Below are 15446 nucleotides of genomic sequence, written 5' to 3'. Positions count from 1 at the left end.
GCTATTCCAGCCCGAGGCTGTTGCGCAGAATATGCAGGCGTTCGTCGTCCCCGTCACGGGCGGCCTGCTGAAGTGATTTGGTTGGCGCGTGGATCAGGCGGTTGGTGAGCTTACGCGCCAGATCCTGCATAATTTCCTGGGCATCACCGCCCTGCTCCAGCGCGGCCAGCGCCTTCGCCGTCAGCTCCTCACGGACCTGCTCGGACTGAGAACGGTATTCGCGAATGGTCTCGCTGGCGCTCTGCGCGCGCAGCCAGGCCATAAATTCGCTGGTCTCCTGCTCGACGATCGATTCCGCCTGCACCGCCGCGGCCTTACGCTGCGCCAGGTTATGCTGAATGATGTTTTGCAGATCGTCGACGCTGTAGAGGTAAGCGTTAGCCAGTTTGCCGACCTCCGGTTCGACGTCGCGCGGGACGGCGATATCCACCAGCAGCATCGGCTGGTTGCGCCGCGCCTTGAGCGCACGCTCCACCATGCCTTTGCCGATGATCGGCAGCGGGCTGGCGGTGGAGCTGATAATGATGTCGGCCTCTTTCAGCCGTTCGTCGATATCGCTGAGGGCAATCACCTCGGCGCCCACTTCTTCCGCCAGCGCCTGGGCGCGTTCACGAGTGCGGTTGGCGATCACCATTTTGCGCACGTGATGTTCGCGAAGATGGCGCGCCACCAGTTCGATGGTTTCACCGGCGCCGACCAGCAGCACCGTCACGCTCGACAGGGATTCAAAGATTTGCCGCGCCAGGGTACAGGCGGCGAACGCGACGGAAACGGCGCTGGCGCCGATATCGGTTTCGGTACGCACGCGCTTGGCCACCGAGAACGATTTCTGGAACATCCGCTCCAGTTCGCTGACGTTAAGATGGCCGCGGCTGGAATCGGCGAAGGCTTTTTTCACCTGACCGAGGATCTGCGGTTCGCCCAGCACCAGCGAATCAAGGCCGCTGGCGACGCGCATCAGATGGCTGACGGCATCGTTATCCTGGTGCCAGTAGAGGCTTTTACGCAGGTCTTCTTCATTGAGGCCGTGGTAATCGCACAGCCAGCGGATCAGCGCTTCCTGCAGGTTATCCTGCTCTTCTACGCTGAGATAGAGTTCCGTGCGGTTGCAGGTCGACAGCACCACCCCACCCTGCACCATCGGCTGAGCCAGCAAGCTCTCCAGCGCCTTATCGAGCGTTTCCGGCGAAAACGCAACGCGTTCTCGCAGGGCGACCGGCGCTGTTTTGTGATTGATGCCAAGAGCTAAAAGGGTCATTGTGAGGGAGTAGTACCAGCGTTGCTAAGGTTAGTCTGAGTGCATCATACAGGATGCGCGTAATCAATAAAAGAGAGGCTCCCCTTTTGGAGTAATAGCCAAAGCAAGACCGCCATTAAGGTTAATTTTTTGATTTCAGACAACTTGAACGTAGACGCTATCGCCCGGCGACGCTAGCATTAAGGATTATAAATGTAACCTGCTACACAAATCGGCCCGCTGTTCCCCTGCCGCCGAATTTCACTGTAGACATCAAGGATTTGTCATCATTATGAATCGACTGTTCCGCCTGCTGCCGCTGGCCAGCCTCGTCCTGACCGCTTGTTCTGTTCATACCCCCGAGGGGCCTGGCAAAAGCCCGGATTCGCCGCAGTGGCGCCAGCACCAGCAGGCTGTTCGCAGCCTCAACCAGTTCCAGACCCGCGGGGCGTTTGCCTATCTCTCCGATGAGCAAAAAGTCTATGCCCGCTTCTTCTGGCAGCAGACCGGCCAGGACCGCTATCGCCTGCTGCTGACCAACCCACTGGGCAGCACCGAGCTGTCGCTGACCGCGCAGCCTGGCAGCGTGCAGTTGATCGACAACAAAGGCCAGACCTACACCGCCACCGATGCCGAAGAGATGATTGGCCGCCTGACCGGGATGCCGATCCCGCTGAACAGCCTGCGCCAGTGGATCATCGGCCTGCCGGGCGACGCCACCGACTATTCGCTGGACGATCGGTACCGTCTGCGTGAACTGAACTACACGCAAAACGGCAAAACCTGGCACGTCACCTACGGCGGCTACACCAGCGATACCCAGCCCGCCCTGCCGTCTAATGTCGAGCTGAACAATGGCGCCCAGCGCATCAAGCTGAAGATGGATAACTGGATCGTGAAATGATGAGCCGCTGGCCCTCACCTGCAAAACTGAATCTGTTTTTATATATCACCGGCCAGCGGGCTGATGGTTACCACACCCTGCAGACGCTGTTTCAGTTCCTCGACTACGGCGATACGCTGACCATCGAACCGCGCGCTGACGGCGAACTGCGCCTGCTGACGCCGGTGGCCGGGGTGCCGGACGAAGAGAATCTGATCGTTCGCGCCGCGCGTCTGCTGATGCGCGCCGCCGGCGAAAGCGGCCGCCTGCCGGCGGGCAGCGGCGCCGATATCAGTATCGATAAGCGCCTGCCGATGGGCGGCGGTCTGGGGGGCGGCTCGTCCAATGCCGCCACCGTGCTGGTGGCGCTCAACCATCTCTGGGGCTGCGGACTCTCGGAAGATGAGCTGGCGACCCTTGGCCTGCAGCTGGGGGCCGATGTGCCGGTCTTTGTGCGCGGCCATGCCGCCTTTGCCGAGGGGGTGGGTGAAATTCTGACGCCGGTGGAGCCTGAGGAAAAATGGTACCTGGTGGCCCATCCGGGCGTCAGTATTCCGACGCCGATCATTTTTCGCGACCCGGAGCTACCACGAAATACCCCGCGCCGGTCAATTAATACGTTATTAAATTGTGAATTCAGCAACGATTGCGAGCTTATCGCAAGAAAACGTTTTCGCGAGGTTGATGCCGCGCTTTCCTGGCTGTTAGAATATGCGCCGTCACGCCTGACCGGCACAGGGGCCTGTGTGTTTGCTGAATTTAACACCGAATCCGCTGCCCGTCAGGTGCTGGACACTGCCCCGGCATGGCTAAATGGCTTTGTGGCGCGCGGAGTAAACCTCTCGCCGCTCAAGCAGGCCCTGCTCTGAATCCTGCGCCGTGAGGGCGCATCGTTCATGAGTCAGCCGGGGAAATTGAGTTACGGTGACAACGTCACCCTGTTCCAGACGTTGCATCGTGCTCTTTAAATACACCGACTGGATCGAATGGCGCCAGCCCGCACATTATTGGCCCATTCATCCACCACTGGACGCATGCCTGAGGTTCTTCTCGTGCCTGATATGAAGCTTTTTGCTGGTAACGCCACCCCGGAACTAGCACAACGTATTGCCAACCGCCTGTACACTTCTCTTGGCGACGCCGCTGTAGGTCGTTTTAGCGACGGCGAAGTCAGCGTACAAATCAATGAAAACGTACGCGGTGGTGATATTTTCATCATCCAGTCCACTTGTGCTCCCACCAATGACAACCTGATGGAACTGGTTGTTATGGTTGATGCTCTGCGTCGTGCTTCGGCAGGTCGTATCACCGCCGTTATCCCTTACTTCGGTTATGCTCGTCAGGACCGTCGTGTTCGTTCTGCTCGTGTGCCAATCACCGCGAAAGTGGTGGCAGATTTCCTGTCCAGCGTCGGCGTTGACCGCGTGCTGACCGTTGACCTGCACGCAGAACAGATCCAGGGCTTCTTCGATGTGCCAGTTGATAACGTGTTCGGCAGCCCAATCCTGCTGGAAGATATGCTGCAGCTGAACCTGGACAACCCGATCGTGGTTTCTCCGGACATCGGCGGCGTGGTTCGTGCTCGCGCTATCGCTAAACTGCTGAACGATACCGATATGGCTATCATCGACAAGCGCCGTCCGCGCGCCAACGTCTCCCAGGTGATGCATATCATCGGCGACGTCGCGGGTCGTGACTGCGTGATGGTCGACGATATGATCGACACCGGCGGCACCCTGTGTAAAGCGGCAGAAGCGCTGAAAGAGCGCGGCGCGAAACGCGTATTCGCCTACGCGACGCACCCGATCTTCTCCGGCAACGCTATCCAGAACATTAAAAACTCTGTGATCGATGAATTTGTCGTCTGCGATACCATTCCGCTGGCACCAGAAATTAAAGCGCTGGATAAAGTGCGTACTCTGACGCTCTCCGGTATGCTGGCTGAAGCTATTCGCCGTATCAGCAATGAAGAATCAATCTCTGCTATGTTCGAACATTAATCGAGCCGAGCACAAAAACCCGCTGCGGCGGGTTTTTTTGTCTCTGAATTTTTAATTCTTCCACAAAATCATTCGGCATGCGTCAAGGCGGCAAGTGAATGAATCCCCGGGAGCGTACAGGCAGTACGTGACCGGGATAAATGAACGCAGCCAACACAGAGGCATCCCGAAGGATGATGTGGCAATGACCGATGCCTCCTTCACCTGCCATTCAGTTGACAGATGATGCGCTCATGGATGAAACATTATTGTGAACAGATTATTTTCCTCACATGTGATGCCTTTCCGCGCCCTCATCGACGCTTGCTGGAAAGAAAAGTACACCACTGCCCGCTTTACCCGCGACCTGATCGCCGGGATCACCGTCGGGATCATTGCGATTCCGCTGGCGATGGCGCTGGCGATTGGCAGCGGTGTGCCGCCGCAGTACGGCCTCTATACCTCAGCGGTGGCAGGGATTGTGATCGCCTTAACCGGCGGATCGCGCTTTAGCGTTTCCGGACCGACCGCCGCCTTTGTGGTGATCCTCTATCCGGTTTCCCAGCAGTTCGGCCTGGCGGGGCTGCTGGTGGCGACGCTGATGTCGGGGATCTTTTTAATGCTTTTCGGCCTGGCGCGCTTTGGCCGCCTGATCGAATATATCCCGCTGTCGGTCACCCTCGGCTTCACCTCCGGGATCGGTATCACCATCGGTACCATGCAGATTAAAGATTTCCTCGGCCTGCAGATGCCCCATGTGCCGGAGCATTATCTGCAGAAAGTGGCGGCGCTGGCGATGGCCCTGCCGACCATTAACGTCGGGGACGCCGCCATCGGCGTCGTCACCCTCGGCACCCTGATCCTCTGGCCGCGGCTGGGTATCCGTCTGCCGGGCCACCTCCCGGCGCTGCTGGCCGGCTGTGGGGTGATGCTGGTCGTCAACTTGCTCGGCGGCGATGTGGCGACGATCGGCTCGCAGTTCCACTATCAGCTGGCGGACGGCACTCAGGGCAACGGCATTCCGCAGCTGCTGCCGCAGCTGGTGCTGCCCTGGGATATGCCGGGTTCCAACTTTACCCTGAGCTGGGCTTCGCTGCAGGCGCTGCTGCCCGCGGCTTTCTCCATGGCGATGCTGGGCGCTATTGAATCTCTGCTGTGCGCGGTGGTGCTCGACGGCATGACCGGTACCAAACATAAAGCCAACAGCGAGCTGATTGGCCAGGGGCTGGGCAACATCGTTGCGCCGTTCTTCGGCGGGATCACCGCCACCGCGGCGATTGCCCGCTCGGCGGCGAACGTCCGCGCCGGCGCCACATCGCCGATCGCCGCCGTGATCCACGCCCTGCTGGTGATCATGGCGCTGCTGATCCTCGCCCCGCTGCTCTCCTGGCTGCCGCTGTCGGCGATGGCCGCCCTGCTGCTGATGGTGGCATGGAACATGAGCGAGGCGCATAAAGTCATCAATCTGCTACGCCACGCGCCGAAGGACGACATCGTGGTGATGCTGATGTGCATGTCGCTGACGGTGCTGTTTGATATGGTGATCGCCATCAGCGTCGGGATCGTGCTGGCTTCGCTGTTGTTTATGCGCCGTATCGCGCGCATGACCCATCTGGCGCCGGTCAACGTCGAAGTGCCAGACGACGTGCTGGTGCTGCGGGTGATCGGTCCGCTGTTCTTTGCCGCCGCCGAAGGTCTATTCAACGACCTGGAGACCCGGATCGCCGGCAAGCGCATCGTGGTGCTGAAGTGGGACGCGGTGCCGGTTCTCGACGCCGGCGGTCTGGATGCCTTCCAGCGCTTTGTGAACAAGCTGCCGGAAGGCTGTGAATTACGCGTATCTAACCTCGAATTTCAGCCGCTACGCACGTTAGCGCGCGCCGGCGTCAAGCCGCTGCCCGGACGCCTGAGCTTCTACCCCGATCGTCAGGCCGCGCTGGCTGACCTGTGATCACCCGGCGGCAGGCCCCTGCGCCTGCCGCATCAAGGCTCCGGTCGCCTGCTGCAGCCAGCTCAGCACCGCCGGCGTCATCCAGGTGCCCTTCATCAAATGCGGCTCCTGCTCCATTGCCTGACGAAACTTCTGCAACGTCTGCGGCCGGGTGCCGGCGTAGGACTGAAACAGCTCAAGCCACGCCCGGGCCAGCGCCTGACCCGACGCCGAGTCCGGCGCTACGCCCTCACGGCACGCCTGATGCAGCTTCGCCACCAGCGCTGGCCACTCCTGTAGCCGGTCGAAGTAGTGCCGGCGGGTGAACGCCATCTCCTCGTCGTCGAGATACCGCGCCCAGATAGCCAGTTTGCTTTCGGCAAAGGCTTCGGTGATAAAGGCAATGATGGCCGGGGTGACGCCGGTCTGTTCAACCATTTGCGGCTCGGCGGCATGCATCTCGTTCAGGCGGGTCAGAAACTCCGGGCGCCCGGCCGTATCCTGCTCCAGGCGCTCCATCCAGCGCGTCGCCAGACTCATCGCCTGCGGACTGTCCGTCGGGCAGCCGCTCGCCATCAGCGTCTGCACCTCCTCTGTTAGCTCGCGCCACGCCTGCGCGCGCTGTTCATCCTGTGCCGCAAACGGCAGCACGGCTAACTCCTGTTGACTAAACCAACGATCGTACATTTTCATTAACTCCAGCGTCTGTAGCCAGGACTCCAGATCGGGTTCATTGCCGCTCGCCAGCGCCTCGCGCAGCGCCAACAGCCGGTCGCGCAGCCTGCCGACATCGCGCAGTTGGTCATTAAGCGTCTCTATCTGCTGCGTCAGCAGTTCGGGTAGCGACAGCGTTCGCCGATCGAGATAGTCCTTGATGGTGGCGAGCGTCAGCCCGGTCTGCGCCAGCGCCTTGATCATATGCAGGCGCTGAACCGCGGACAGGTTATAGAGCCGATAGCCCGCCTCGCTTCTGGCCGAAGGCGTTAACAGCCCCGTCTGTTCATAATGATGCAGCGTACGCACCGTCAGCCCGGCGCGCTTCGCCAGCTCTCCCACCTGAATTAACATGACTGCTCCTCTCTGTGGCCAGGTCCGCTACTCTGCTGCCTGACGTAACGTCAGGGTCAAGCGAAAAACGCGCTTGATATTCACTTTTGGCGGCAACCATAGCATCACGAAGCTCAGGTCGGAATGGGGGTCGTCATATGGCGGGAAAAAGAAGAAGAGATAACGAGAGGCACAGTAAAACGCATCGGTCTTCAGGGACCGATGCGGGGGATCATGCTACGGTTAGCTGTGGCGATGCTGATTACGACGGCAGCGTTTATCGTAGTGGCGCACCCACCAGTAGCGGTCGCTGACCTGCTCGTGGCCGCCAATACGGGCACCGGCCAGCCAGAGCACCGCACCAACGAAGATGCTTAAGATTGCGCCATGCGCAAAGAATTGTGGCAGGTTAAGCTGCGGAAGCTGGTTCAGAATGGAGTAACCCACCCCCACAACCATCACCACCAACCCTAACCCCATGAGTACGTTACCGAGTAACGAAGCGTTTTTGCGTTTCATGTGTCACCTCCGGACTTTGGGTTGCCAGGGAATGTCCCCAAATCTTATAGGTGTAGTATAGACAAGGTCTCTTCTGTGGAGTGCGCCCACGATCACATTAGTGAACAGCAAATAGACAAAAATTTACAAATAAGCCTATGAACAATATCAAATTCTAATGGTTTAGAGAGTAAATCATCAATGCTGGTATTGTCTCGAGGCCAGAACTTTGTCAAGCGCGCCCGTAGACAGTACACTACGCGGCAGAGAATGCCCCATGCAGGAAAGAAAACGTGACCATTAAACTGATTGTCGGCCTGGCCAACCCCGGTGCGGAATATGCCGCCACCCGGCACAACGCTGGCGCCTGGTATGTGGATTTACTGGCGGATCGCCATCGCGCGCCGCTGCGCGAAGAGAGCAAATTCTTCGGCTATACCTCGCGCATCAACCTGGCGGGCGAGGATGTTCGCCTGCTGGTGCCCACCACCTTTATGAACCTTAGCGGTAAAGCCGTGGCCGCGATGGCGACCTTTTATCGCATCAACCCGGACGAAATTCTGGTTGCCCATGATGAGCTGGATTTACCGCCGGGCGTGGCGAAATTTAAGCTTGGCGGCGGCCATGGCGGCCACAACGGCCTGAAAGACATCATCAGCAAGCTCGGCAATAACCCGAACTTTCACCGCTTACGCGTCGGGATCGGCCATCCGGGCGACAAAAACAAGGTTGTCGGCTTTGTCCTCGGCAAACCACCGGCCAGCGAGCAGAAACTGATTGATGATGCCGTCGACGAAGCGGCGCGCTGTACGGAAATCTGGTTAAAGGATGGTCTCACTAAAGCGACCAACCGTTTACACGCCTTTAAGGCGCAATAAGCCGTTGTCGTGCGGCATTTTTGCCGCGCACCGTGTATAATAGGCAAAGCTATTCAATTTTCTGCAATCTGTTCCTGATAACAGATTGATTATCCAAAGATTAAGGTGATTTAAATCATGGGATTCAAATGCGGTATCGTCGGTTTGCCCAACGTCGGCAAATCCACCCTGTTCAATGCGCTCACCAAAGCGGGTATTGAAGCGGCCAACTTCCCCTTCTGTACCATTGAGCCGAACACCGGTGTCGTACCGATGCCCGATCCGCGTCTGGACAAGCTGGCTGAAATCGTCAAACCGCAGCGTATCCTGCCGACCACCATGGAGTTCGTTGATATCGCGGGCCTGGTGAAAGGCGCGTCCAAAGGCGAAGGTCTCGGCAACCAGTTCCTGACCAACATCCGCGAAACCGAAGCTATCGGCCATGTGGTTCGCTGCTTTGAAAACGACAATATCATTCACGTGGCAGGTAAAGTGAACCCGGCGGAAGATATCGACGTTATCAACACCGAGCTGGCGCTGTCTGACCTTGATACCTGCGAGCGCGCGATTCACCGCGTCTCCAAAAAAGCCAAAGGCGGCGATAAAGACGCGAAAGTTGAGCTGGCCGCGCTGGAGAAATGCCTGCCGCAGCTGGAAAACGCCGGTATGCTGCGCGCGCTGGATCTGACCAAAGAAGAGAAAGAGGCCATCCGCTATCTGAGCTTCCTGACCCTCAAGCCGACCATGTACATCGCGAACGTCAATGAAGACGGTTTCGAGAACAACCCATACCTCGATCAGGTTCGCGCTATCGCCGAGCAGGAAGGGTCTGTAGTGGTGCCGGTGTGCGCCGCGGTTGAAGCGGACATCGCCGAACTGGACGATGAAGAGCGTGATGAGTTTATGGCTGAGCTGGGTCTCGAAGAACCGGGCCTGAACCGCGTGATCCGCGCTGGCTACGCCCTGCTGAACCTGCAGACCTACTTCACCGCTGGGGTGAAAGAAGTTCGCGCCTGGACCATCCCGGTCGGGGCGACCGCGCCGCAGGCAGCCGGTAAGATCCACACCGACTTCGAAAAAGGCTTTATCCGCGCGCAGACCATCGCTTATGAAGACTTTATCGCCTACAAAGGCGAACAGGGCGCGAAAGAAGCCGGTAAAATGCGCGCTGAAGGTAAAGACTACATCGTGAAAGATGGCGATGTGATGAACTTCCTGTTCAACGTCTAATCCCGCTGGCTGGCGTTTCTGCCGCCATCGAGTAATAAAAAATCCACGCTCCGGCGTGGATTTTTTTTCCTGTGCGCAAGGCGGCGCGCTACTCCACGATATGGGTCTCTTCTGCCGCCTCGTAGCCATCAACGATCTGCACAATCTTTTTTAACTCGTCCTCAATAAAAGCCGGGGTGGCGCTTTCCCCTGAGGCCGGGTGATGAAGCTCCACCGAGATGCCGCTGGCGGCATTGGTCAGCGACAGGCTGATCTCCTGCGGATCCGCCGCAGACGAGGGTCGCCCGATATGCTGCGCGATGGTCGCCGCCGCCACGCGCGTATCAACTTCCGCGAGATGCCCCCACCTCATTTCAACATGCCCCTGCTGCCCTGCCTTTATCACCTGCAGCGTGTAGCCGCTTTTTGCCGTTGCCATCTCTTTTCCTCCGGTTTCGTTGCCCGGGCGTCATATTCTCAGCCCGGTTTTATCAGCAAAGTTCGAACATTTCTGCCTTGCCGTTAATGACTCTTTTCCACATAGGTCTGCATGTTTTCTTTGGTCACTAACTCAAACGGGATCCAGACATGGGACTCGACTTTTTCTCCTTTAATCAGCTTCAATGCCACCGCTAAGGCCGTTTTGCCCTGACCAACGGCATCCTGGAAAACCGTTACCTGGATCTTATCGCTGGCCAACGCTTTCAGCCCATCCGGCGTGGCGTCGATGCCGCCGATCAGCAGCTTCTTCTGGCTCTTCTCCAGCGCCATCGCCGCGCCAATCGCCATCTCGTCGTTGTTCGCCGCCACAATATCAATCGCTTCCCCGTTGCCTGTCCAGTTCTGCATCAGATCCATTCCCTCGCTGCGGGAATAGTTGGCCGGCTGTTTCTGCACCACTTTCATCGCCGGATATTTGGCCACCACCTGCTCTACGTCCCTGGTGCGCTGCAGCGCGCCGGCATCGGTGAGATTACCAATCATGATGGCGACGTTGCCTTTGTAGTTCGCCAGCTTCGCCAGCGCTTCCATCTGCAATGTGCCGGACTCCCGCTCGTCCGAACCGACAAACACCACGCCAGGCGGTAACGTTTTGTCCCCCGGCGTCCGGTTCACATACACCAGCGGCATCCTGGCCTGCTGCGCCATCTTCGTCAGCTGCGGGGTGCTGGCGGAGTCCACGGGGTCAACGATGATCGCGTCCACGCCGGAGGCAATGAAGCTCTGCACCTGATCGGCCTGGCGTCCGGTGTCGCCGCGGGCGTCTTCGAACTGCACCTCGACCTGGCGGGCATGAGCTTCTTTCTCAATGGACTGACGAATAATGGTGAGAAAGTTTTGATCGAAGTAAGCCATCGAGACGCCGATCTTTTCCGCCAATGCCGAAGCGGAACTGGCCAGAAGGCCAACTAACAGGATGATGTTACAGTGCTTCATAGCATGCCCTCAGAGTTTGAAATAAAATTTTCAATATAAAATTAAACGGTATATTTAAATCATTTTCAGACTACGAAGGGCGTAGAGTTCTTGCAATCATGATGTAAAGAAAATGTTGCCATGCGCACACTTTATTTCACCGCCTCACTCACCGAGGGCCCACCGGTTGCGGGTCGCGCAGCGGGCGGTGGCGCCGGCTGTTTTCGCTTCAGCAGGGCATACTCCACGATCAGCTGTTGCAGATGCAGTTCGGCGAGACTGCCGCGGGCGGCTGGCCAGGGTTGACCTGCGGGGAGCGCGGCCAGCTCACGCAGCTGCTCTTCCAGCGGAACGGCGCGGTTAAGCGACTGCATAATGGCAAACACCGCCGTTTTCAGTTCGCTCACCGTCAGGTACTTCCCCTTCTGCTCGTCGAGGGCATTGAGCTGACCGGCGAGCCGTTGCAGCTGACGCATGCCCTCCGCCCAGCCGGTGAGGTTTTCCGCGGGCAATGCCGCAGCGCTTAGCTGCCGCTGCCACTGCTGCGCCAGGGGCTTTGCCTGTTCTGGCCAGCGGCTCAGGGCAAGCTGGACCAGCCGGTCGCCGTAGCTTATCGCCCAGTCCGGCGCCAGGCGGGCGAGATCGTCAAGCTGGCGCTGCGCCTGGCGCAGATCGACCGGCGCGTGGGGAGATGCCCCCGGAAGGTCCGCTAGCGGCCCGGCCTGTTGCGTCATCACAGTCGGCGGCAAATCGGTCTGGCGCAACGCCAGCCATCCGCCGACGGCGATGCCCGACACCGCCAGCATAGTGACCATTCCGGCGATAAATGGCTTCCAGCGCGACGCGGCGACCGGAGTCGATGCTATCCCTGGCGCGGGCCGCTTTGCTGGTGAAGACGGAGCCGGCGGCTCAGCCTCTGGTCTACGTTGTCGTTCTGGCGCTGGCTCAGCCTTCGCAGCATCCTCTTCGCTGACCAGAGCGTCGGGAAGTGCCGCCTCAGACATCGCCACCGGCGGCGCGACGGGAGGCGCTGGCGCAGGGTCGAGGTTCTCAAAGCGGGTTGCCGTGCTGCGCAGCAGCGCCCGCAGGTCATTCAGCGGGTTTTCAGGCGCGATCTCAAGGCGCTGGAGCACCGCGTCGAAGGTTTGCAGCGAACACTCAGCCTGGCTAAGCGACGCAAGATCGTCCGGGGTGAGGTTCAGGGTGCGGATCACCTGCCGCAGCCGCTTGCTCAGGGTGCGGAAGATTTCGGTGCGGGCCGGGAGCGCCTGCGGCCACAGGTTTTTACCCTGGTGGGCCAGCAGCGTTTCCAGCAGCGATAGCCCCTCGTTGATCCCTGCCAGGCCGTCCAGCCGGGCGCGGGCCAGCGTATACCAGGCGACAGTCTGCAGATCCGCGCCGTGATGCTCCAGCAGCGCACGGGCAAGCTGCTCGGCATACGGCCAGTTAATATCCGGCCGCGCCGGGTGGCTGAGCTTGTTCATTTCCGCACGCAGGGCAATAAAATCAGCCAGCGTGCGTGGGTCGCCACCGGTTTTATAGCGGCGGTCTTTATGTGTTGTCATCATGATGTCTTTCAGCGAGAGATTAGAGGGCGGAGCGGGCGTCAAGGTACTGCTGACGTTTAAGGTGGCGGATCAACACCCTGCCTTCAGGCATAAACTCTGTGCCGTAACGTACCAGACCGATATCCTTCAGCTCAGCATCAATGGCATAGCGCAGTTCGCCGGGCGCATCCTGATCGAGCATCACCACCGCGATCCGCTGCAGGCGCGGTTCGTATTTCAGCAACACCGCCGACAGCGTACTCATCAGCTGATGCGCCGACGCCGGCATGCCCTGGAGGATAGCGGTCATATCCGGCAGGCCGTAGTCCGGCAAATGCGCCAGCGTTCCGGCCCGACAGTTGAGGATGCGCTGCATGTTATCGAGCACCGACAGGATGACCTGATCCGTTTCGCTGACGTTGTTCAGGTCCAGCCCGCCGGCGAAATTGCCGTAGAGGATGTCGTACAGGGAGGGACGAGGCATTTCACTTCTCCTTAAGCGGGTGCAGCGTCAGTTGATTTTGGCTGGCTTCGATAATGCGCGGTCTCGCCGGGATAAGATCCTTCGGGGTCAGTAGCAGCCGCCAGCGGTTTTGCGTCAGATGAAAGCTTCAAGTTATTTTTTAATGGTTGCTTATCATAAAGGGAAAAATTAGCGCCAGGTGCTGCCAGGGGGTAAATAATATCTGAATTCAAGGCTCGCTATCTTTCATCCCCCAAGTGAAGGCGGCGAAAACGACAGGCATTGTATTCTCCTCTTATAATTTGCCGTTAAAGGGTAATTAGCGAATTAATCCCTCTATCAGACTTATTTATATTCATCTTAAATATGATTAATAATAAAAATTTCACTTTAGTCGATATATCCTCGACAGCGCCGGCGCCTGAATCTCCCCCGGTATCAGAGAGACGCCTAACCCCCACCCGGCCATTGCCAGGCGCTGAATTACCCCGTATTTTGGTTTTCCGCTCCGCTGGGGGCGGGTATCAGGGCGAACGAGAGAGAGAAAATGAAACCGCTATTTGTCTATGGGACGCTCTGTCCCGGTCGCAGCAATGCGCATATTCTGGAGGCGATCGGGGGCGAGTGGCGTCCGGGCTACGTTACCGGTACCTTTTACGCGCGCGGCTGGGGCGCAGCCGCTGATTTTCCGGGGATCGTCCTCGATGCCAACGGCCCGCGGGTCAACGGCTATCTGTTCCTGTCCGACCGGCTGGCGGCGCACTGGCCCATGCTGGACGACTTTGAGGAGGGGTACGATCGGGTGTCGGTGGAGGTGACTACCGACGATGGACAGCAGGTCAGCGCCTGGATTTATCAGCTCCAGCCCCGGGAGTAATCCCCGGCCAGTTTCGCGCTACCGGGCACAGCGGCCCAGTACGTCCGCGGGTCTGGCGTCGTTTCCGCCAATGCAGGTATACTTGCCAGATGTTTCCTAAGCTTCAGATACGCAAATGACAAAACTTACCTTACAAGAGCAGATGCTCAAAGCCGGCCTGGTCAGCAGCAAAAAAATGGCCAAAGTCCAGAGAACGGCGAAAAAATCCCGCGTGCAGGCCCGTGAGGCCCGGGAAGCGGTGGAAGAGAATAAAAAAGCCCAGCTGGAGCGCGATAAACAGCTCAGCGAGCAGCAAAAGCAGGCGGTGCTGGCGAAAGAGTATAAAGCTCAGGTCAAGCAGCTGATTGAGATGAACCGCATTACCGTCGCCCGGGGCGATATCGGCTTTAACTTTACCGATAATAATCTGATCAAAAAAATCATGGTCGACAAGACCACCCAAACCCAGCTGATTAACGGTCGCCTGGCGATTGCCCGCCTGGCGGTGGATAACAAACCTGAAGGGGAATATGCAATTATTCCGGCGATTGTGGCTGAGAAAATTGCCCAGCGCGATGCCAGCAGCATCGTGTTGCACAGCGCCCTGAGCCAGGATGAGCAGGATGAAGACGATCCGTACGCCGACTTTAAGGTGCCCGACGACCTGATGTGGTGATCGCGGGCTTCCGGCGGCAGGCGATCAGAACGAGCTTGCCTGCTGGATATGCATCGGCTCGCGACTGACGGGGTGGCGAAAACGCAGTTCGCTGGCGTGCAGCATCAGCCGCGGAGCCTGTTCCGTGCCCGGCAATTCCCGGCCGCCATACAGATCGCAGCCAAGGATCGGATAGCCCAGCAGCTGACAGTGGATCCGCAGCTGATGGGTGCGCCCGGTCTCCGGGGTGAGCGCCACCCTCGTCAGCGCCAGCGCCCTCTCCCCTTCCCGCGTCTGGTACATACGGTCAATTACCCGGTAGCGCGAACGCGCCGGTTTGCCGTGCCGGGCGCAGATCGACATGCGCGGGAAACGGGCCGGGTCTTTGGCGATCGCCGCCTCCACTATCCCTTCATCTTCCGGCAAATGGCCGCACAGCAGCGCCGTATAGACCTTACCCACCGTGCGCTGACTGAACTGCTGGCACAGCGCGGCGTTAATCACCTTGTTGCGGGCGACCACCATCAGACCGGAAGTGCCGAAATCAAGGCGGTGTACCAGGGTGCAGCCCGGAAAGCGCTGGACCAGTCGATGATGCACGGAGTCGAGGTTACGCGGATCTTTGCCTGACAGGCTCAGCAGCCCGGCAGGTTTATTGATCAGCAGCAGGTGTTCGTCCTGATACAGGAGGGTTATCTGCTCGCGGCACGGCGGAGCGACAAAGGTATCGATAATGGTGGACATCAGACGGCCCGAAGAAGGATTGGGCGGCGATAGTACCCCATTTTGCCCGCCGGTACGACGCTGGCGCACGATCCGCCCTCGCGGCGGCGTCATTTATCACCCACACTTATCGCAAAGGCATGGTC

Annotated in this window: 16 protein-coding genes and 1 pseudogene; 8 read left to right on the top strand and 9 right to left on the bottom strand. The window is 58.8% G+C overall.

What is annotated here, in order from left to right:
* Position 1: 1 nt before the first annotated feature.
* The gene (gene hemA / locus ACLH1U_RS01490) at positions 2-1258 is read right to left on the bottom strand and encodes a glutamyl-tRNA reductase (protein WP_023290148.1); all 1257 of its coding nucleotides are present in this window, start codon (positions 1256-1258) and stop codon (positions 2-4) included.
* A gap of 271 nt (positions 1259-1529) precedes the next feature.
* Between hemA and lolB the strand changes: the two genes are divergently transcribed.
* From lolB to dauA, 4 genes are all read left to right on the top strand, one after another.
* On the top strand, positions 1530-2141 hold the full coding sequence (gene lolB / locus ACLH1U_RS01485) for a lipoprotein insertase outer membrane protein LolB (RefSeq protein ID WP_023290149.1): 612 nt from the start codon (positions 1530-1532) through the stop codon (positions 2139-2141).
* A complete protein-coding gene (gene ispE / locus ACLH1U_RS01480; RefSeq protein WP_072413462.1) occupies positions 2141-2989 on the top strand; it encodes a 4-(cytidine 5'-diphospho)-2-C-methyl-D-erythritol kinase in 849 nt (282 codons plus the stop codon). Before lolB ends, ispE begins: the two co-directional genes overlap by 1 nt.
* Before the next feature lie 183 nt (positions 2990-3172).
* Positions 3173-4120 (top strand): ribose-phosphate diphosphokinase, encoded by a 948-nt coding sequence (gene prs, locus ACLH1U_RS01475; RefSeq protein ID WP_002910407.1) that lies wholly within the window; start codon positions 3173-3175, stop codon positions 4118-4120.
* Positions 4121-4370: 250 nt separating this feature from the next.
* Positions 4371-6050 (top strand): C4-dicarboxylic acid transporter DauA, encoded by a 1680-nt coding sequence (gene dauA / locus ACLH1U_RS01470; RefSeq protein ID WP_064157472.1) that lies wholly within the window; start codon positions 4371-4373, stop codon positions 6048-6050.
* Here dauA and ACLH1U_RS01465 read toward each other — a convergent pair whose 3' ends face one another.
* The gene (locus tag ACLH1U_RS01465) at positions 6051-7097 is read right to left on the bottom strand and encodes a MerR family transcriptional regulator (protein WP_048297769.1); all 1047 of its coding nucleotides are present in this window, start codon (positions 7095-7097) and stop codon (positions 6051-6053) included.
* Between the two features lie 222 nt (positions 7098-7319).
* Positions 7320-7595, bottom strand: coding sequence for a stress-induced protein YchH (gene ychH / locus ACLH1U_RS01460; protein ID WP_002910437.1), 276 nt, complete (start codon positions 7593-7595; stop codon positions 7320-7322).
* A gap of 272 nt (positions 7596-7867) precedes the next feature.
* On the opposite strand from ychH, the gene pth reads away from it, so the two are divergent.
* Positions 7868-8452 (top strand): aminoacyl-tRNA hydrolase, encoded by a 585-nt coding sequence (gene pth / locus ACLH1U_RS01455; RefSeq protein WP_004180389.1) that lies wholly within the window; start codon positions 7868-7870, stop codon positions 8450-8452.
* A gap of 117 nt (positions 8453-8569) precedes the next feature.
* A complete protein-coding gene (ychF, locus tag ACLH1U_RS01450; RefSeq protein ID WP_002910443.1) occupies positions 8570-9661 on the top strand; it encodes a redox-regulated ATPase YchF in 1092 nt (363 codons plus the stop codon).
* A gap of 88 nt (positions 9662-9749) precedes the next feature.
* Here the strand turns inward: ychF and ACLH1U_RS01445 are convergent, their stop codons facing one another.
* The 5 genes and pseudogenes from ACLH1U_RS01445 to ACLH1U_RS01425 all read right to left on the bottom strand — a co-directional run.
* The gene (locus ACLH1U_RS01445) at positions 9750-10079 is read right to left on the bottom strand and encodes a DUF1869 domain-containing protein (RefSeq protein WP_044523884.1); all 330 of its coding nucleotides are present in this window, start codon (positions 10077-10079) and stop codon (positions 9750-9752) included.
* 83 nt (positions 10080-10162) lie between these two features.
* Positions 10163-11077 carry a sugar ABC transporter substrate-binding protein gene (locus ACLH1U_RS01440; RefSeq protein WP_032453309.1) on the bottom strand — a complete coding sequence of 305 codons (915 nt, stop codon included), beginning with the start codon at positions 11075-11077 and terminating at the stop codon, positions 10163-10165.
* A 131-nt stretch (positions 11078-11208) separates the two neighbouring features.
* A complete protein-coding gene (locus tag ACLH1U_RS01435) occupies positions 11209-12624 on the bottom strand; it encodes a VasL domain-containing protein (protein ID WP_102002543.1) in 1416 nt (471 codons plus the stop codon).
* 19 nt (positions 12625-12643) lie between these two features.
* The gene (gene tssE / locus ACLH1U_RS01430) at positions 12644-13087 is read right to left on the bottom strand and encodes a type VI secretion system baseplate subunit TssE (protein WP_048297773.1); all 444 of its coding nucleotides are present in this window, start codon (positions 13085-13087) and stop codon (positions 12644-12646) included.
* Position 13088: 1 nt separating this feature from the next.
* Positions 13089-13205 (bottom strand): annotated as a pseudogene (locus ACLH1U_RS01425) (type VI secretion system lipoprotein TssJ); the annotation flags it as partial.
* 408 nt (positions 13206-13613) lie between these two features.
* On the opposite strand from ACLH1U_RS01425, the gene ACLH1U_RS01420 reads away from it, so the two are divergent.
* Together ACLH1U_RS01420 and ACLH1U_RS01415 are read left to right on the top strand one after the other, a co-directional pair.
* Positions 13614-13943, top strand: a complete 330-nt coding sequence (locus ACLH1U_RS01420) for a gamma-glutamylcyclotransferase family protein (RefSeq protein WP_023290172.1) — start codon at positions 13614-13616, stop codon at positions 13941-13943.
* Positions 13944-14058: 115 nt separating this feature from the next.
* Positions 14059-14598 carry a DUF2058 domain-containing protein gene (locus tag ACLH1U_RS01415; protein WP_023290173.1) on the top strand — a complete coding sequence of 180 codons (540 nt, stop codon included), beginning with the start codon at positions 14059-14061 and terminating at the stop codon, positions 14596-14598.
* A 24-nt stretch (positions 14599-14622) separates the two neighbouring features.
* Here the strand turns inward: ACLH1U_RS01415 and ACLH1U_RS01410 are convergent, their stop codons facing one another.
* Positions 14623-15321 carry an RluA family pseudouridine synthase gene (locus tag ACLH1U_RS01410; RefSeq protein WP_032428902.1) on the bottom strand — a complete coding sequence of 233 codons (699 nt, stop codon included), beginning with the start codon at positions 15319-15321 and terminating at the stop codon, positions 14623-14625.
* Positions 15322-15446 lie beyond the last annotated feature (125 nt).

Source organism: Klebsiella sp. 1SOBk5mer (assembly GCF_046603115.1).
GTDB classification, from domain to species: domain Bacteria; phylum Pseudomonadota; class Gammaproteobacteria; order Enterobacterales; family Enterobacteriaceae; genus Klebsiella; species Klebsiella quasipneumoniae.
This window is presented reverse-complemented; position numbering and strand designations above follow the sequence as displayed.